The sequence below is a fragment of the Paraburkholderia phytofirmans genome, from assembly GCF_046028095.1.
GTDB lineage: Bacteria > Pseudomonadota > Gammaproteobacteria > Burkholderiales > Burkholderiaceae > Paraburkholderia > Paraburkholderia phytofirmans_A.
This window is the reverse complement of sequence record NZ_JAQQDJ010000015.1, coordinates 127,265-145,142: the sequence shown is the minus strand read 5'-3', so window position 1 is coordinate 145,142 and position 17,878 is coordinate 127,265. Positions and strand designations below refer to the sequence as shown.

17 protein-coding genes and 1 tRNA gene are annotated in these 17,878 nt (G+C 60.9%); all 18 read right to left on the bottom strand.

Features of this window, described 5'->3' with window-relative positions; all coding sequences use genetic code 11:
• Nucleotide 1 precedes the first annotated feature (1 nt).
• The 18 genes from nuoL to rpsO all read right to left on the bottom strand — a co-directional run bounded on the left by nuoL (nucleotide 2) and on the right by rpsO (nucleotide 17,737).
• Entirely contained in the window at nucleotides 2-2,089 is a 2,088-nt protein-coding gene (gene nuoL, locus PQR54_RS32705; protein WP_408252971.1) for an NADH-quinone oxidoreductase subunit L, read from the bottom strand.
• 17 nt (nucleotides 2,090-2,106) lie between these two features.
• The gene (nuoK, locus tag PQR54_RS32700; protein WP_006052894.1) at nucleotides 2,107-2,412 is read right to left on the bottom strand and encodes an NADH-quinone oxidoreductase subunit NuoK; all 306 of its coding nucleotides are present in this window, start codon (nucleotides 2,410-2,412) and stop codon (nucleotides 2,107-2,109) included.
• A gap of 20 nt (nucleotides 2,413-2,432) precedes the next feature.
• The gene (locus tag PQR54_RS32695) at nucleotides 2,433-3,122 is read right to left on the bottom strand and encodes an NADH-quinone oxidoreductase subunit J (protein WP_106306767.1); all 690 of its coding nucleotides are present in this window, start codon (nucleotides 3,120-3,122) and stop codon (nucleotides 2,433-2,435) included.
• A 193-nt stretch (nucleotides 3,123-3,315) separates the two neighbouring features.
• The gene (gene nuoI / locus PQR54_RS32690) at nucleotides 3,316-3,804 is read right to left on the bottom strand and encodes an NADH-quinone oxidoreductase subunit NuoI (protein WP_012432383.1); all 489 of its coding nucleotides are present in this window, start codon (nucleotides 3,802-3,804) and stop codon (nucleotides 3,316-3,318) included.
• A 15-nt stretch (nucleotides 3,805-3,819) separates the two neighbouring features.
• Nucleotides 3,820-4,884, bottom strand: a complete 1,065-nt coding sequence (gene nuoH / locus PQR54_RS32685; protein WP_106280370.1) for an NADH-quinone oxidoreductase subunit NuoH — start codon at nucleotides 4,882-4,884, stop codon at nucleotides 3,820-3,822.
• The gene (gene nuoG, locus PQR54_RS32680) at nucleotides 4,885-7,218 is read right to left on the bottom strand and encodes an NADH-quinone oxidoreductase subunit NuoG (RefSeq protein ID WP_408252968.1); all 2,334 of its coding nucleotides are present in this window, start codon (nucleotides 7,216-7,218) and stop codon (nucleotides 4,885-4,887) included.
• A gap of 123 nt (nucleotides 7,219-7,341) precedes the next feature.
• A complete protein-coding gene (gene nuoF, locus PQR54_RS32675; protein WP_106306762.1) occupies nucleotides 7,342-8,670 on the bottom strand; it encodes an NADH-quinone oxidoreductase subunit NuoF in 1,329 nt (442 codons plus the stop codon).
• A complete protein-coding gene (gene nuoE / locus PQR54_RS32670) occupies nucleotides 8,667-9,152 on the bottom strand; it encodes an NADH-quinone oxidoreductase subunit NuoE (protein ID WP_106280364.1) in 486 nt (161 codons plus the stop codon). The genes nuoF and nuoE overlap by 4 nt, the downstream gene beginning before the upstream one ends.
• Before the next feature lie 131 nt (nucleotides 9,153-9,283).
• Entirely contained in the window at nucleotides 9,284-10,537 is a 1,254-nt protein-coding gene (locus PQR54_RS32665) for an NADH-quinone oxidoreductase subunit D (protein WP_408252965.1), read from the bottom strand.
• 9 nt (nucleotides 10,538-10,546) lie between these two features.
• Nucleotides 10,547-11,149 carry an NADH-quinone oxidoreductase subunit C gene (locus PQR54_RS32660; protein WP_106280363.1) on the bottom strand — a complete coding sequence of 201 codons (603 nt, stop codon included), beginning with the start codon at nucleotides 11,147-11,149 and terminating at the stop codon, nucleotides 10,547-10,549.
• Between the two features lie 21 nt (nucleotides 11,150-11,170).
• On the bottom strand, nucleotides 11,171-11,650 hold the full coding sequence (locus PQR54_RS32655; protein WP_006052903.1) for a NuoB/complex I 20 kDa subunit family protein: 480 nt from the start codon (nucleotides 11,648-11,650) through the stop codon (nucleotides 11,171-11,173).
• 63 nt (nucleotides 11,651-11,713) lie between these two features.
• Nucleotides 11,714-12,073: an NADH-quinone oxidoreductase subunit A gene (locus PQR54_RS32650; protein WP_012432376.1), complete on the bottom strand. Its 360-nt coding sequence runs from the start codon at nucleotides 12,071-12,073 to the stop codon at nucleotides 11,714-11,716.
• Between the two features lie 162 nt (nucleotides 12,074-12,235).
• Nucleotides 12,236-12,320, bottom strand: a tRNA-Leu gene (locus tag PQR54_RS32645).
• Nucleotides 12,321-12,433: 113 nt separating this feature from the next.
• A complete protein-coding gene (secG, locus tag PQR54_RS32640; protein ID WP_095419939.1) occupies nucleotides 12,434-12,811 on the bottom strand; it encodes a preprotein translocase subunit SecG in 378 nt (125 codons plus the stop codon).
• An 82-nt stretch (nucleotides 12,812-12,893) separates the two neighbouring features.
• Nucleotides 12,894-13,673, bottom strand: a complete 780-nt coding sequence (gene tpiA / locus PQR54_RS32635) for a triose-phosphate isomerase (protein ID WP_408252962.1) — start codon at nucleotides 13,671-13,673, stop codon at nucleotides 12,894-12,896.
• A 121-nt stretch (nucleotides 13,674-13,794) separates the two neighbouring features.
• Entirely contained in the window at nucleotides 13,795-14,811 is a 1,017-nt protein-coding gene (locus tag PQR54_RS32630; protein ID WP_408252960.1) for an NAD(P)H-quinone oxidoreductase, read from the bottom strand.
• 151 nt (nucleotides 14,812-14,962) lie between these two features.
• The gene (gene pnp, locus PQR54_RS32625) at nucleotides 14,963-17,119 is read right to left on the bottom strand and encodes a polyribonucleotide nucleotidyltransferase (RefSeq protein ID WP_408252958.1); all 2,157 of its coding nucleotides are present in this window, start codon (nucleotides 17,117-17,119) and stop codon (nucleotides 14,963-14,965) included.
• A 345-nt stretch (nucleotides 17,120-17,464) separates the two neighbouring features.
• Complete coding sequence (gene rpsO, locus PQR54_RS32620; RefSeq protein WP_011487489.1) at nucleotides 17,465-17,737, bottom strand: 30S ribosomal protein S15; 273 nt, start codon at nucleotides 17,735-17,737, stop codon at nucleotides 17,465-17,467.
• Nucleotides 17,738-17,878 lie beyond the last annotated feature (141 nt).

Here is a 17,878-nt window from a genome sequence, read left to right as displayed (position 1 = left end):
CTTATTTGCCGCCGAGCGTTACAAACAGGGTCAGGAGCCCCAGCATGCCGATAATCATGGCGAACGCGTAGTGATAGATGTAGCCGGATTGGAGGAAGCGGATCACGCCGGCGAACCAGCCGATAAAGCGTGCGCTGCCGTTGACGATGCCGTCGATCACCACGACGTCGCCTTCCTTCCAGAGACCACGGCCAATCGCCACGGCGCCCCGCGCAAACACGACTTCGTTGATCTTGTCCATGTAGTACTTGTTATCGAGCAACGTGTAGATCGGGCCGAACGCGCGCTTGATGACAGCCGGCAAGTCCGGACGAACCAGGTACAGGAACCACGCGACCACTACGCCGGCCAACGCCAGCCAGACCGGCAGACCCGCGACCGAGTGCAGGCCCATCGACGCCCAGCCCTGGAACTCTTCAGCCATCTCATGCAGCGCCGGATGGTTTTCGCCGATGAAGATCACCTTGTCGAACGCCACGCCGTGCTGGAAAAAGTCGCCGTACAGCATCGGGCCGATGCCGATCGCGCCGATCACCACCGACGGGATCGCCAGCAGCACCAGCGGCAGCCAGACCACCCACGGCGTTTCGTGCGGCTCGTGAGCGTGGTCGTCGTGACCGTGGCCATGACCGTGCGAATCGTGACCGTGAGCGTCGTGACCATGGCCGTCATGCGCGTGAGCGGCGGCTTCGATGCCCATCGGCGATTCCGGATGTTTCGGACCACGGAAGCGCTCCTCGCCGTGGAACACGAGGAAGTACATACGGAACGAATACAGCGCCGTGACGAACACGCTCGCCACCACCGCGAAGTACGCGAAGCCCGCGCCCGGCAAATGCGACAGCTTCACTGCGTCGATGATCGAGTCTTTCGAGTAGAAGCCCGAGAAGAACGGCGTACCGATCAGCGCCAGCGAACCGACCAGCGACGTGATCCACGTGATCGGCATGTACTTGCGCAGGCCGCCCATGTTCCGGATGTCCTGATCGTGGTGCATGCCGATGATCACCGAACCCGCGCCGAGGAACAGCAGCGCCTTGAAGAACGCGTGCGTCATCAGGTGGAACACGGCGACCGAGTATGCCGACGCGCCCAGCGCGACCGTCATGTAACCCAGCTGCGACAGCGTGGAATACGCCACCACGCGCTTGATGTCGTTCTGGATAATTCCGAGGAAGCCCATGAACAGCGCGGTAATCGCGCCGATGACCATGACGAACGACAGCGCCGTATCCGACAGTTCGAACAGCGGCGACATGCGCGTGACCATGAAGATACCGGCCGTCACCATGGTTGCCGCGTGAATCAGTGCGGAAATCGGCGTCGGGCCTTCCATCGAATCCGGCAGCCAGACGTGCAGCGGGAATTGCGCCGACTTACCCATCGCGCCGATGAAGAGGCAAATACAGGCGACCGTCAGCAGACCCCAGTCCGTTCCCGGAAAGCTCAGTGCCGCGAGTTCAGTGCGCTTCGCGAACACGTCGCCGTAGTTCATCGAACCGGCGAACGCGAACAGCAGGCCGATACCCAGCAGAAAGCCGAAGTCGCCGATGCGGTTTACGATGAACGCCTTCATGTTCGCGTAAATCGCCGTGGGGCGCGTGAAGTAGAAGCCGATCAGCAGATACGACACCAGACCCACCGCTTCCCAGCCGAAGAACAGCTGCAGGAAGTTGTTGCTCATCACGAGCATCAACATCGAGAACGTGAACAGCGAGATGTACGAGAAGAAGCGCTGGTAGCCGTCTTCGTCGGCCATATAGCCGATCGTGTAGATGTGCACCATGAGCGACACGAAGGTCACCACGCACATCATCATGGCCGTCAGCGAGTCGACCAGGAAGCCGATCTCGAACTTCGTCTTGCCGATCGACATCCATTCGTAGATGGTCGCGTTGAAGCTCGCGCCGTTCAGTACCTGGAAGAAGACGATGGCCGACAGGATGAACGAGATCGCGACGCCGAGGATCGTGACCGAATGCGCGCCGGCTCGCCCTACCGCTTTTCCGGCCAGACCGGCAACCAGACAGCCGGCCAGCGGTGCCAGCGGGATCGCCAGCAGCAGGTTTTCATTGAGTATCGTGGACATAACCGCTTTTCCTGAAATTAACCTTTGAGCTGATCGAGATCCTCGACATTGATCGTGTCGAGACTACGGAACAGGGTCACCAGAATCGCGAGGCCGATTGCCGCTTCCGCTGCTGCAACCGTCAGCACGAAGAAGACGAAGATCTGGCCATGCACGTCGCCGAGGTAATGCGAGAACGCGACGAAATTGGTGTTCACCGCGAGCAGCATCAGTTCGATCGCCATCAAAATGATGATGACGTTGCGACGGTTCAGGAAAATGCCGACGATGCTGATCGCAAACAGGATCGCGCCGAGGACAAGGTAATGGGCAAGGGTCAACATGATTTCTATCTCCTGTCCGCTCAGCTGTTCTTGGCTGGTGCCGAGTCGGCCGCTGCTGCTGCCGCTGCCGCGGCTTCTTCCGCCGCGACGGTTGCCGCGGTCTTTTCCGATTTCATCTTCACGACGCGCACGCGGTCTTGAGCACGCACCTTGACCTGCTCGCTGACGTTCTGACGCTTGCTGTCTTTCTTGTGGCTCGTGGTCAGCGCAATCGCGGCGATGATCGCCACCAGCAGCACCAGACCGGCCACTTCGAACGCGAAGATGTAGTCGGTGTAGATGACCTTGCCGATCAGGCGCGTGTTCGACCAGTCGCCCATGCCGTTCGCGGCGGCCGTGGTGTCGCGCAGCGCCGTGGCGGTCGCGCCGTAGCCGTGCCACAGGATCAGCGCGGTTTCGATCACGATGATCGCGCCCACCAGCGTGGCCATTGGCACGAAACGTTTGAAGTCTTTGCGCAGCACGTCGATGTTGATGTCCAGCATCATCACAACGAACAGGAACAGCACCATCACCGCGCCGACGTAGACCAGCACCAGCAGAATTGCGAGGAACTCGGCCTGCAGCAGCATCCAGATCGCGGCTGCGTTGAAGAACGCCAGCACCAGAAACAGTGCGGACGACACCGGGTTGCGCGAGGTGATCACCTTCAGCCCTGAAACCACCAGGAGCAGCGCGAAGATGTAGAACAGTACGGTCGTGAATTCCATGATTACCGGTTCATCGTTAGGCCATCGTCAGGCATTGTTCTTCGGCACCTGCGGCCGGCATACAACTGGCATAGCGCCAGAACTGCCGCACAGGTGCGCCGTGCCGCGGCGTTCAGACCGCGGCGGCCGGCCCGACAACAGGCCGTGATTGCTGCATTACTGCCGCATTGACTACTTTGTTAACTAAAGCGCTTCAACGATACGGTGCGTCGGCTGCCTTGTTCGCCGCGATCTCCGCTTCATAGCGATCGCCCACGGCCAGCAGCATGTCTTTCGTGAAGTACAGGTCGCCACGCTTCTCGCCGTGATACTCGAGAATGTGCGTTTCGACGATCGAATCGACCGGGCAGCTCTCTTCGCAGAAACCGCAAAAGATGCACTTGGTCAGGTCGATGTCGTAACGCGTGGTGCGGCGGGTGTTGTCCGCGCGCGTTTCCGACTCGATGGTAATGGCGAGCGCCGGGCACACTGCTTCGCACAGCTTGCAGGCGATGCAGCGCTCTTCGCCGTTTTCGTAGCGGCGCAGCGCGTGCAGCCCGCGGAAACGCGGCGAGATCGGGGTCTTCTCTTCCGGGAACTGCACGGTCACTTTGCGCTGGAACGTATAACGTCCGGTCAGCGCGAGGCCTTTGAGCAGCTCCGTGAGGAAGAAGGTCTTGAAAAAGTTTTGGATTGCGGTCATAGGTTCATCCGCCCTTTATTTCCAGATGTTCAACGGCGACATGATCCAGAAGCCGACCACCACCAGCCATACCACGCAGACCGGAATGAAGATCTTCCAGCCGAGACGCATGATCTGGTCATAGCGATAGCGCGGGAATGTGGCACGCGCCCAGATGAACACCGACAACAGGAAGAAAACCTTGGCGACGAGCCATACGATGCCCGGGACGAACGACAGGAAGCCGAACGGTGCACTCCAGCCGCCGAGGAACAGTGTTGCAGCCAATGCCGAGATCACGATCATGTTGATGTACTCGGCGAGGAAGAACAGCGCGAACGCCATACCCGAGTAATCGATCATGTGGCCCGCGACGATTTCCGACTCCCCTTCCACCACGTCGAACGGGTGACGGTTCGTTTCGGCGATGCCCGAGATGAAGTACACGACGAACATCGGCAGCAGCGGAAGCCAGTTCCACGACAGGAAGTTCAAGCCGTACGACGCGAAGATGCCGTGTTCCTGCGAAGCGACGATGCCCGACAGGTTCAGCGTGCCGGCGGTCATCAGCACGACGACGAGCGCGAAGCCCATCGAGATTTCGTACGAGACCATCTGCGCCGCGGCGCGCATGGCGCCGAGGAACGCGTACTTCGAGTTCGAGGCCCAGCCGGCCAGGATCACGCCGTACACGCCGATCGACGAGATCGCCATCGCGTACAGCAGACCGGCGTTGATGTCGCCGAGCACCGCGCCTGCCTGGAACGGAATCACCGCCCAGACCGCGAAGGCCGGCACCACCACCATGATCGGCGCGATCAGGTAGATCCAGCGGCTCGCCTGCGCCGGCTGAATCACTTCTTTCAGCAAGAGCTTCAGCACGTCGGCGATCGGCTGCAGCAGACCTGCGGGGCCGACGCGGTTCGGGCCGAGACGCACGTGCATCCAGCCGATCAGCTTACGCTCCCACAGAATCAGGTAAGCCACGCACAGCAGGATCACGACGGCCACCACCAGGATGCGCACCAGTGCCCACACCGTGGGCCATGCCACACCGAGAAGCTGGGTGCCGCCCGAGTTGATCGTATCGAACAAGCTCATTTACGCCTTCTCCACCACCAGTTCACCGAACAGGCTGCCCAGCGCTGCACCGGCAGGCGTAGCCGCCGATACGCGGACGACCGTCTCCGCAAGATTCGCGTCGCGCACGGCCGGCAACTGCACCGATTGCTCGCCCTGGCGCACGCGCACCGCGTCGCCTTCCTTCAAACCCAGTTTGTCGAACAGCGCAGCCGGCAGGCCGACCGTGTTCGCCGCACGTGCCGCTGCCGTGAGATGCAGCGACTCGGCGCGGCGCACCAGCGCGTCGGCGTGATAGATCGGCACGTTCGCAATGCGCTCGAACTTGCCTTCCGCCGCCTTCGCCGCCTTGCCGCGTGCAACCGTGGCACCCGTCTTGTTCGATAGACGCGACGTCAGTTCGCCGTCGCCGAGAGCAGCCGTGCGCACTTCTTCCGATGTGTCGAATTCGAAGCCGGGCAGGCCCAGCAGGCTGCCCAGCACGCGCAACACCTTCCATGCCGGACGCGTGTCGCCCAGCGGACGCACGACGCCGTTGAACGTCTGCACCGTGCCTTCGGCGTTGACGAACGTGCCAGCCGTTTCCGTGTACGGAGCGATCGGCAGCAGCACGTCCGCGTATTCCGCGCCGGTCTGGAACGGCGACATCACGACAACCATTTCAGCCTGCTTCAGCGCGGCCAAAGCCTGCGCCGGATTGGCCGTGTCGAACTCCGGTTCGACGTTCAGCAGCACATAACCCTTGCGCGGTTGCTCGAACACTTCGCGAGCGTTCAAACCGCCCTCGCCCGGCAACGCGTTCACGAGATGCGCGCCGACCGTGTTGGCCGCTTCCGTCAGGAAGCCCAGCGTCGCGCCGGTCGCGTCCGCGATCCATTGCGCCGCGGCGTGAATGACGGCGAAGTCCGGATGACGAACCGCGCTGTTGCCCAGCAGCACCAAGCGGCGTTCGCCTGTGGCGAGCGACTTCGCGACTTTCTTGTTCGCGTCCGTCGGCTGCGTGCCGGCGAAAGCTTCCGGCAGTGCCACGCCGTTGGCTTCCGACACCGCGCCGGCGATACCGGCCAGCGCGTCGAGCCATGCCGACGGCGCTGCGACCACGCGCTCCGCTTGCGGAATCAGCGCGTCGTCGTTGGTGGACTGCACGAGCGTGAGCTTCGCGCCGCCCTTGGCGGCCTGACGCAGACGCGCGGCGAACAGCGGATGATCGCGGCGCAGATCCGAACCGATCACCAGTGCGGCGTCGACGTTCGACAGATCGGCGATCGCGGTGCCGAGCCACGGCGTGCCGTTGACCGGTGTCGAGAAGTCCGACTGACGCAGACGGAAGTCGACGTTAGGCGTGCCGACCGCTTGCGCCAGTTGCTTCAACAGGAACAGTTCTTCGACGGTGCTGTGGGCGCTGCCGAGTGCGGCCAGCGCGTTCGCGCCGTGATCGCCCTTGATGCCCTTCAGCCCCTTCACCACGTATTCGAGCGCGGTTTGCCAGTCGGTCTCGACCCACTTGCCGCCTTGCTTGAGCATCGGCTGAGTCAAACGCTCGGGGCTGTTCAGGCCTTCATACGAGAAGCGGTCCTTGTCCGAAATCCAGCATTCGTTGATGGATTCGTTTTCGAACGGCAGAACGCGCATCACGCGATTGTTCTTCACCTGCACCACGAGGTTGGCGCCGACGGAATCATGTGGGCTCACCGACTTGCGGCGCGACAGTTCCCACGTGCGGGCGCTGTAGCGGAACGGCTTGCTGGTCAGCGCGCCGACCGGGCACAGATCGATCATGTTGCCCGACAGTTCCGAATCCACCGTCTTGCCGACGAACGACGTGATTTCCGAATGCTCGCCGCGACCCAGCATGCCGAGTTCCATCACGCCGGCCACTTCCTGGCCGAAACGGACACAACGCGTGCAGTGAATGCAACGCGACATTTCTTCCATGGAGATCAGCGGGCCGACGTTCTTGTGGAACACCACGCGCTTTTCTTCGCTATAGCGCGACGCCGACTTGCCGTAGCCCACGGCCAGATCCTGCAACTGACACTCGCCGCCCTGGTCGCAGATCGGGCAATCCAGCGGATGGTTGATCAGCAGGAATTCCATCACGGCTTGCTGGCCCTTCACCGCCTTGTCCGACTTGGTGCGCACGATCATGCCGGCCGATACCGGCGTGGCGCATGCAGGCACCGCCTTCGGCATCTTTTCGACATCGACCAGACACATCCGGCAGTTGGCCGCAATCGACAGCTTCTTGTGATAGCAGAAGTGAGGAATGTATGTGTCGACCTTATGCGCAGCCTGGATCACCATACTGCCTTCAGGCACCTCTACTTTCTTGCCGTCTATTTCAAGTTCAACCATGATGGTCAATCTTCCTTAACCTGTTACCGCTCAATCGTTCGCCCGTTCATCGCCCGTTTCAGGCGATGAATCCCGCGGATGACGTGTTCTTCTGCGTGCTTTTCTGCTTATCGATTCGCAGACTCAAGCCGCTACGGTTTCCGACGCCGCCGCTGCGCCGGCATGACCGCCGACGAGGCAATGCTTATGGGCGACGTGATATTCGAATTCGTCCCAGTAGTGCTTGAGCATGCCGCGAACCGGCATGGCCGCTGCATCGCCGAGCGCGCAAATCGTGCGGCCCATGATGTTTTCAGCGACCGAGTTCAGCAGATCCAGATCTTCCGGACGGCCGAGCCCGTGCTCGATACGATGCACGACGCGGTAAAGCCAGCCCGTGCCTTCGCGGCAAGGCGTGCATTGACCACACGATTCTTCGTAATAGAAATACGACAGACGCAACAACGAGCGCACCATGCACCGCGTCTCGTCCATGACGATGACCGCGCCCGAACCGAGCATCGAGCCGGCTTTGGCGATCGAGTCGTAGTCCATGTCGGTCTGCATCATGATGTCGCCCGGGATCACCGGGGCCGACGAGCCGCCAGGAATCACGGCCTTGATCTTCTTGCCGCCGCGCATGCCGCCGGCGAGTTCCATCAGCGTGGAGAACGGCGTGCCGAGCGGAATTTCATAATTGCCCGGACGTTCGACGTCGCCAGCGACCGAGAAAATCTTCGTGCCGCCGTTGTTCGGCTTGCCGATCTCGAGGTAATTCTGCGGACCGATCGCGAGCAGGAACGGCACTGCGGCGAACGTCTCGGTGTTGTTGATCGTGGTCGGCTTGCCGTACACGCCGAAGCTCGCCGGGAACGGCGGCTTGAAGCGCGGCTGGCCTTTCTTGCCTTCCAGCGATTCGAGCAACGCGGTTTCTTCGCCGCAGATATAGGCGCCGTAACCGTGGTGCGCATGCAGTTCGAACGAGAAGCCCGAACCCATGATGTTTTCGCCGAGGAACCCGGCGCGGCGAGCTTCGTCCAACGCCTGTTCAAAACGTTTGTAGACTTCCCAGATTTCGCCGTGGATATAGTTGTAGCCGACCGTGATGCCCATCGCATACGCGCCGATGGCCATGCCTTCGATCAGCGAATGCGGATTGAAACGCAGGATGTCGCGGTCTTTGAACGTGCCCGGTTCGCCTTCGTCCGAATTGCAGACGAGGTACTTCTGGCCGGGGAATTGACGCGGCATGAAGCTCCACTTCAGACCGGTCGGGAAGCCGGCACCGCCACGGCCACGCAGACCCGACGCCTTGACGTCGGCGATCACCTGCTCGGGCGGAATCTTCTCTTCCAGAATACGGCGCAGCTGGGCGTAACCGCCGCGCGCCACATAATCTTCGAGATGCCAGTTGTCGCCGTTCAGGCCGGCGAGAATCAGCGGTTTGATGTGACGATCGTGCAAAGACGTCATTTCGAAAGTTCCTCGAGCAGCTGGTCGATCTTCGCGCGGCTCATGAAGCTGCACATGCGATGGTTGTTCACCAGCATCACCGGCGCGTCGCCGCACGAACCCATGCACTCACCTTCTTTCAGGGTGAACTTGCCGTCGGGCGTGGTTTCGCCGAAGTCGATGCCGAGCTTCTGCTTCAGATATTCAGCAGCGCTGTCCGAGCCGCCGTCCGGGCCGAGCTGGCACGGCAGGTTGGTGCAGAGCGTGATCTTGTATTTGCCGACCGGCGAGGTCTCGTACATCGTGTAGAAGGTAGCCACCTCCTGCACGGCGACAGCCGGCATGCCGAGATAGTCCGCGACGAACTGCATGAGTTCGGGCGTCAGCCAGCCATGCTCTTCCTGAGCAGTGGCCAACGCCGACATCACGGCGGACTGTTTCTGATCGGCGGGATACTTCGCGATCGCGCGATCGATTTCTTTCAGGCCTTCAGCTGAGATCATTTTCAGACACGACTCTTTCAATTCCTACCGAACGAAAACCTGTCGCGCGCTGCATGATGCGACAGACCCGGCGTTCCTTTGCTTGACGCGCGCTTCGGTGCAATCTGAAGGCGCGCTCTGATGAATACGTCCTAGCGATCCACTTCGCCGAACACGATGTCCTGCGTGCCGATGATCGTCACGGCGTCGGCGATCATGTGACCGCGCGCCATTTCATCGAGCGTGGACAGGTGTGCATAGCCCGGCGCGCGGATCTTCAGGCGATACGGCTTGTTGGCGCCGTCGGAGATCAGATAGATGCCGAACTCGCCCTTCGGATGCTCGACCGCGGCGTATGCCTCGCCTTCCGGCACATGGAAGCCTTCCGTGAAGAGCTTGAAGTGGTGAATCAGCTCTTCCATGTTCGACTTCATACCGACGCGCGACGGCGGCGCAACCTTGTGATTGTCGACCATCACGGGGCCCGGATTCTTGCGCAGCCACTCAATGCACTGTTTCACGATCCGCGTGGATTGGCGCATTTCTTCGACGCGTACCAAATATCGGTCATAACAGTCGCCGTTGACCCCCACCGGGATGTCAAAATCAAGCTTGTCGTAGACCTCGTACGGTTGCTTCTTGCGCAGATCCCATTCGATACCCGAACCACGCAACATCGCGCCGGTCATGCCGAGATTCAGCGCGCGTTCCGGGCTGACCACGCCAATACCGACCAGACGTTGCTTCCAGATCCGGTTATCGGTGAGCAGCGTTTCGTACTCGTCGACGCACTTCGGAAAACGCGTGAAGAAATCGTCGATGAAGTCGAGGAGCGAACCCTGACGGTTCTCGTTCATCTTCGACAATGCCTTGGCATTGCGAATCTTCGACGCCTTGTATTGCGGCATTGCGTCAGGCAGATCGCGATAGACGCCGCCCGGGCGATAGTAAGCCGCGTGCATCCGTGCACCGGACACCGCTTCGTACACGTCCATCAGGTCTTCGCGTTCACGGAACGCGTACAGAAACACTGCCATCGCGCCGACGTCGAGCGCGTGCGCGCCGATCCACATCAGGTGGTTCAGCACGCGCGTGACCTCGTCGAACATCACGCGAATGTATTGCGCGCGCACCGGCACTTCGATGCCGAGCAGCTTTTCGATCGCCATCACATAGCCGTGCTCGTTGACCATCATCGACACGTAGTCGAGACGGTCCATGTACGGCACCGACTGAATGAATGTTTTGGTTTCAGCGAGCTTTTCAGTCGCGCGATGCAGCAGGCCGATGTGCGGATCGGCGCGCTGGATGACTTCGCCGTCGAGTTCGAGCACGAGGCGCAGCACGCCGTGCGCTGCCGGGTGCTGGGGGCCGAAGTTGAGCGTGTAGTTCTTGATCTCTGCCATGGCGTTCTCTTAGTGTTTCAGACCGCCATAGCGATCTTCGCGGATCACGCGCGGCGTGATTTCTCGCGGCTCGATCGTCACAGGCTGATAGACGACGCGCTTCTCTTCCGGGTCGTAACGCATTTCGACATAACCGGAGACAGGGAAATCTTTGCGGAACGGGTGACCAATGAAACCGTAGTCGGTCAGGATGCGGCGCAGATCCGGATGGCCTTCGAAGACGATGCCGTACAGGTCGAATGCTTCGCGCTCGTACCAGTTGACCGAATTCCAGATTTCGACGACAGACGGCAGGATCGGCACTTCGTCGTCTGGTGCGAACACGCGCAGACGCAGACGCCAGTTGTTCTGCACCGACAACAAATGCAGCACGGCCGCGAAACGCGGACCGTCGTAAGCGCCTTCAGCGTAAGTCTGATAGTCGACGCCACACAGATCCACGCACTGCTCGAAACCGAGCGAGCGGTCGTCGCGCAGACGCGTTGCCACGTTGAGGTAGTCGCCAGCTTTCACGACGATCGTCAACTCACCGATTGCTTCGCTGAGGTTCAGCAGGAGGCCGCCAAAGGCCGCCTCGAGGTTCGCTTTCAGGGTCTCGAGTTTGCTTGCCATATTGTGGGGGAGGCGTTGGCCTTATTGACGGGCGATTGTATTGGTGCGGCGAATCTTGGCCTGAAGCTGGATCACGCCGTACACCAGCGCTTCCGCAGTGGGCGGACAACCCGGCACATAGACGTCGACCGGCACGATCCGGTCACAGCCGCGCACCACCGAATACGAGTAGTGGTAATAGCCGCCGCCGTTTGCGCACGAACCCATCGAGATCACCCAGCGCGGCTCGGCCATCTGGTCGTAGACCTTGCGCAGAGCCGGCGCCATCTTGTTGCACAGCGTGCCGGCGACGATCATCACGTCCGACTGACGCGGACTCGGACGAAACACCACGCCGAAACGGTCAAGGTCATAACGGGCAGCACCCGCATGCATCATCTCGACCGCACAACACGCAAGACCGAACGTCATTGGCCACAACGAGCCGGTGCGCGTCCAGTTGATCAGTTTGTCAGCCGTGGTGGTGACAAACCCTTCCTTCAAGACCCCTTCGATACTCATTTGCTTTCCACTCCAGACGGGGCGGCAAGCCTTGGCCACCCACGCAAACCGGCGATTAATCCATCATTCCCAGTCGAGGCCGCCTTTCTTCCAGATATAGGCGAAGCCCAACAGGAATTCGAGCAGGAAAATCATCATTGCCAAGAAGCCAGGCCAGCCAATGTCGCGCAGGGCAACGCCCCACGGAAACAGGAACGCGGTTTCAAGATCGAAAATGATGAAAAGAATGGCGACGAGGTAATAGCGCACGTCGAACTTCATGCGCGCATCTTCGAATGCTTCGAAGCCGCACTCGTACGGTGCGTTTTTCTCGGTATCGGGCTTGTTGGGACCGAGGATCTTGCCGATACTGACCAGTGCTACGCCTAAACCGGTGCCCACAACGAGGAACAACAAGACGGGGAAATAGGCTGCGAGGTTCAAGACTATCCTCAATCGGTTGGTTCTGAGTGCCGTCAGGAGCATAGCACTCCTGACGCGAAATCACTTCCGAAACGCACATGCCGCAAGCCCAACGCAAGCCGCACGCCAGAAGTGAAAATGCCAGCCGAAGCGAAGCAAGCGGCTGGCATTTAGATAACATTTTGGTGCCGACGGCGAGACTCGAACTCGCACAGCTTTCGCCACTACCCCCTCAAGATAGCGTGTCTACCAATTTCACCACGTCGGCACTGCATGCAATCCGGGAAAACAACTTATAAAACCCGCGAATCGCTTCAAGACTTAGATTGTAACTGGTCTAAACAGATTGTTCAACGCACAAAAGCACGTTTGAACGAAAATTTATTTCGGCACGTCGGTTGCCGGAACGGACGCAGCCGAGGCCGGCAAAACAGCCGAGCCACCTGCCGGTGCCGAAGCAGCCGAAGCCGCGACCGGTGCAGTGACAGCCGCGCCCAGCACGCCTGCGGAAGGTTTCGCACGATACGCGCCGAGGTAAGTGAGCGTCAGCGTGGTGACAAAAAACACCGCCGCGAGCACCGCCGTTGTACGCGACAAAAAGTTCGCCGAACCGGTCGCGCCGAACAGGCTGCCCGACGCGCCGCTACCAAAAGCCGCGCCCATATCGGCGCCTTTGCCGTGTTGCAGCAAGACGAGGCCAATCACCCCGAGTGCCGACAACAGCTGAACGACGATAATCAATGTTTTCAAATACAGCATCACACTCACCTGAGTCTTTATTTAACCGCGCTACACACTGCGTGTTGCGCGGGATGGGGTCATCCTCGCCAAGGCGCCCTGCTTAACCCGCGACGCTCGTTGCGGCCGCGGCCTTGCAGATCGCCAGGAAATCCTGGTCTTTCAACGACGCGCCGCCGATCAGGCCACCGTCGATATCCGGCCGGCGGAACAATTCTTCCGCGTTCTCCGGTTTCACACTGCCGCCGTACAACAGCGGGACATCCGCCACCGCCGCGCCCTTTGCCGCCAGACGCGCACGCAGGAACGCATGGACCGCCTGCGCCTGCTCCGAGCTTGCGCTCTTGCCGGTACCGATCGCCCAAACCGGCTCGTACGCGACAACAAGCCGCGCCGCCTCTTGCACCGACAATTTCGCCAGCACTTCGTCCAGTTGCGCGCCGACCACCTGCTCGGTCGAACCGGCTTCGCGCTCCTCAAGCGTTTCGCCGACACAGACGATCGGCGTCAAGCCTGCTTCCAGCGCGCGCTGCGTTTTCACCGCAACCAGCTCAGCGCTTTCGCGATGATAGGCGCGGCGCTCCGAGTGTCCGACGATCGCGAGCGTGGCGCCGAACTCCACCACCATCGGCGCGGCCACTTCGCCTGTGTAGGCACCATGCGTGAACGCTGACACGTCCTGCACGCCCCACCCCACCCGGCTGCCTTCCAGCAACGATTGAGACTGCGCGAGATACGGACTCGGCACACAGACGCCGACGCGCACGTCGGCCGGCAATTCGCCCGCGCCTTGCGCCACCGCTTGCAGCAGCGTGGCATTTTCGGCGAGGCGCCCGTGCATCTTCCAGTTACCGACTACCAGCTTGGCTCGTTGTTTCGACATCGTCTCGTCTTGTCTTGGCGGCGGACTTCGTTTGCGCTTACAGTCCGCCTTTCGGTTTCATGCGGCGTGCGCAAAACGCGCAATTTTACTGCGTGGGGTGGATCGGGTCAAACCGACCGTGTCAAGCGTCCTGACCCCAAGACAGTACGATCTTGCCGACGTGCGTGCTGCTCTCCATCAGCGCATGCGCGTCGGCAGCCTGCGCCGCCGGAAACACGCGATGCACCACGGGCTTGATGCGGCCAGCCTCGAGATGCGGCCACACGTGCTCTTTCAACTGCGCGGCAATCTTCGCCTTGAATTCGATCGGCCGCGGACGCAGCGTCGAACCCGTCACAGTCAAACGGCGGCGCAGCACTTCATTCAGATTCAGCTCCGCTTTAGCGCCGCCCAGCAACGCGATCAGCACAATGCGGCCGCCGTCCGCCAACGCCGTCAACTCGCGCGACACATAACTGCCAGCCACCATGTCGAGCACGACGTCGACACCGCGATCGTTGGTCAGCGACTTGATCACTTCGACGAAATCCTCAGTCTTGTAGTTGATCGCGCGTTCGGCGCCCAACGCTTCACACGCGCGGCACTTCTCGTCCGAGCCAGCGGTCGCGAACACGCGAAAACCGAGCGCATGCGCAATCTGGATCGCCGTCACGCCAATGCCGCTCGAACCGCCCTGCACCAGCAGCGTTTCGTTCGGTCCGCCCTCGCCCTTGCCGAGTTGCGCACGGTCGAACACATTGCTCCAGACCGTGAAGAACGTTTCGGGCAGCGAAGCAGCTTCGACATCAGACAAACCGGCCGGCACCGGCAGACATTGCGGCAACGGCGCGACCGCGTATTCCGCGTAGCCGCCGCCGGCCAGCAACGCGCACACGCGATCGCCAACCTTCAGACCGAACGGATTGTTCTTCTCGTCGATGTTTCCTTCGACGATTTCGCCCGCCACTTCCAGCCCCGGCAGATCCGACGCGCCCGGCGGCGGCGCATAGCCGCCTTTGCGCTGGAACACGTCCGGACGGTTGATGCCGGATGCGGCCACCTTGATCAGCACCTCGCCTGCTTTCGGCTGCGGCGTGGGCCGTTCAGCCAGCTTCAGGACGTCCGGCGCTCCGAATTCGGTGATTTCGATCGCTTTCATCTGCGTCAACTCCAAGATTGGATTGCGTTGCATGCCGGGATGTACAAATAGAGTACCCGTTTCTATAAACCTGCAATGCAATCCATCCTGCACGTTTCATAAAAAACGGCCGGCGCGCATTCGCGCTGCCGGCCGTTGTTCCGCTACCGCATTACTGCGGCGTCGGCTCGCCTTGCGGCGCGCCGTTTGCGCCATTCGCGCCTTCGTTCAGCAACGCCTTGGCCGACAAACGCACGCGGCCCTTTTCGTCCGTCTGGATGACCTTGACCTTCACTTGCTGGCCATCCTTCAGATAGTCGTTGATGTCCTTGATACGCTCGTTAGCGATTTCGGAGATGTGCAGCAGACCATCCTTGCCCGGCAGGATGTTCACGATCGCGCCGAAATCGAGCAGCTTGAGCACGGTGCCTTCGTACACCTGACCCACTTCGACTTCCAGCGTGATGTTCTCGATACGCTTCTTCGCTTCGGCCATCCCTTCGCTGCTCGTGCTGGCGATGGTGACGACACCGTCGTCCGAAATATCGATCGTCGTGCCGGTTTCTTCGGTCAGCGCGCGGATCACCGAACCACCCTTGCCGATCACGTCGCGGATCTTTTCCGGATTGATCTTGATGGTGATCATGCGCGGCGCGTAGTCCGACAGCACCGTGTTCGCGCCCGAGACCGCCGAGGTCATCTTGCCGAGGATGTGCATACGGCCTTCCTTCGCTTGCGCGAGGGCGACCTGCATGATTTCCTTGGTGATGCCCTGGATCTTGATGTCCATCTGCAGCGCGGTCACGCCTTGTTCCGTGCCCGCCACCTTGAAGTCCATGTCGCCGAGGTGATCTTCGTCGCCAAGGATGTCGGTCAGCACGGCAAACTTGTTGCCTTCGAGAATCAGGCCCATGGCGATGCCGGCGACGTGCGCCTTCATCGGCACGCCGGCGTCCATCAGCGCGAGGCAGCCGCCGCACACCGAAGCCATCGACGAGGAACCGTTCGATTCCGTGATTTCCGACACAACGCGGATCGAGTAGCCGAATTCGTCGGCGCTCGGCAGGCACGCAGCCAGCGCGCGCTTGGCCAGACGGCCGTGACCGATTTCACGGCGCTTCGGCGAACCGACGCGGCCCGTTTCGCCGGTCGCGAACGGAGGCATGTTGTAGTGGAGCATGAAGCGCTCGCGGTACTCGCCTTCGAGCGCGTCGATGTTCTGCTCGTCACCCTTCGTGCCCAACGTGGCCACCACCAGCGCTTGCGTTTCGCCGCGCGTGAACAGTGCCGAACCGTGGGTACGCGGCAGCACGCCGGTACGGATTTCGATCGGACGCACGGTACGCGTGTCGCGGCCGTCGATACGCGGCTCGCCGTTCAGGATCTGCGTACGGACGATCTTCGCTTCGATATCGAACAATACGTTGCCGACGGTTGCCTTGTCGGCCGCCACCGTGCCGCCTGCTGCAGCTTCTTCTTCCAGCTTCTTCGACGTCGCTGCGTAGACTTCCTTCAGCTTGGTCGAACGGGCTTGCTTGTCGCGCAGTTGGTATGCGGCGAGCAGGTCGGCTTGCGCCAGTTCCGCCACGCGTGCGATCAGCGGCTCGTTCTTCGCCGCCGGTTGCCAGTCCCATTCCGGCTTGCCGCCTTCGCGGACCAGATCATGGATCGCGTCGATCGCGATCTGCATTTGCTCATGACCGAACACCACGCCGCCGAGCATCACTTCTTCGCTTAGTTGCTGCGCTTCCGATTCCACCATCAGCACCGCGCGTTCCGTACCGGCGACGATCAGGTCGAGCGCCGATTCCTTCATTTGCGGACGCGTCGGGTTCAACACGTATTCGTTGTTGATGTAGGCCACGCGTGCTGCGCCGACCGGGCCGTTGAACGGCAAACCGGACACGGCGAGCGCCGCCGACGCGCCGATCAGCGCGGGGATGTCAGCGGGGATTTCGGGGTTCAGCGAGAGGACGTGGATCACGACCTGGACTTCGTTGTAGAAGCCTTCCGGGAACAGCGGACGCAACGGACGATCGATCAGGCGCGAGATCAGCGTTTCGCCTTCCGACGGACGGCCTTCGCGGCGGAAAAAGCCGCCCGGGATCTTGCCGGCTGCGTAGGTCTTTTCGAGGTAGTCGACGGTCAGCGGGAAGAAGTCCTGACCCGGCTTGGCCGTCTTGGCGCCGACCACGGTGGCCAGCACCACGGTATCCTCGACGTCGACGATCACGGCACCGCTCGCCTGGCGAGCGATTTCGCCGGTTTCGAGGCGAACCTTATGTTGTCCCCACTGAAATTCTTTGACGATCTTATTGAACATAGTCATTGCTTTTCCTCTTCGTAATGCCGCGCGGACCAGAAGCGGCGCGGCAACGCCAGGACCGGCGCCGCATGGGAAGAGTAGTGTTATGCCATTCCAGAGAACCACGCCTTACGTCAAGTACGCGCGCGAACCGCTGGAATGACACAAAGCTCCGCCCCTGAAGCCCGGCCATGAATCTCTTCTTTACTGCTTGCTCTACTGCCTGATTACTACTGCCTGCTCCCGCCGCATGAACCGGCACGCCACTGCGGAAAACAGCCGGCGCGCATCACATGAAGCGCACCGTGCAAAAACAAAATGCCTGTATCAGTGGAACTGACACAGGCATCTTGCTGAACGACTGGCCGATTACTTACGCAGACCCAGCTTCTCGATCAGTGCGCGGTAACGATCCGCGTCCTTACCCTTCAGGTAGTCGAGCAGCTTACGACGGCGGCTCACCATGCGCAGCAGACCGCGGCGGCTGTGGTGATCTTTCGTGTGTGCCTTGAAGTGAACGGTCAGTTCGTTGATGCGGGTCGTGAGCAGCGCGACCTGAACTTCGGGGGAGCCGGTGTCGTTAGCTGCGCGTGCGAATTGCGCAACGACTTCAGACTTCTTGCTTGTTTCAACTGCGGACATGTCGATTTCCTTAAGAACTAGACAGGCGGTCACGGAAGAAAGGCCGTGCCGTGGGTTACCCGTGTGCTTTCAATATTGCCGACGCACCCTTGATACAGGTTCGCCTCACAACGGGACGCGTATTGTAGCACAGCCGATTCC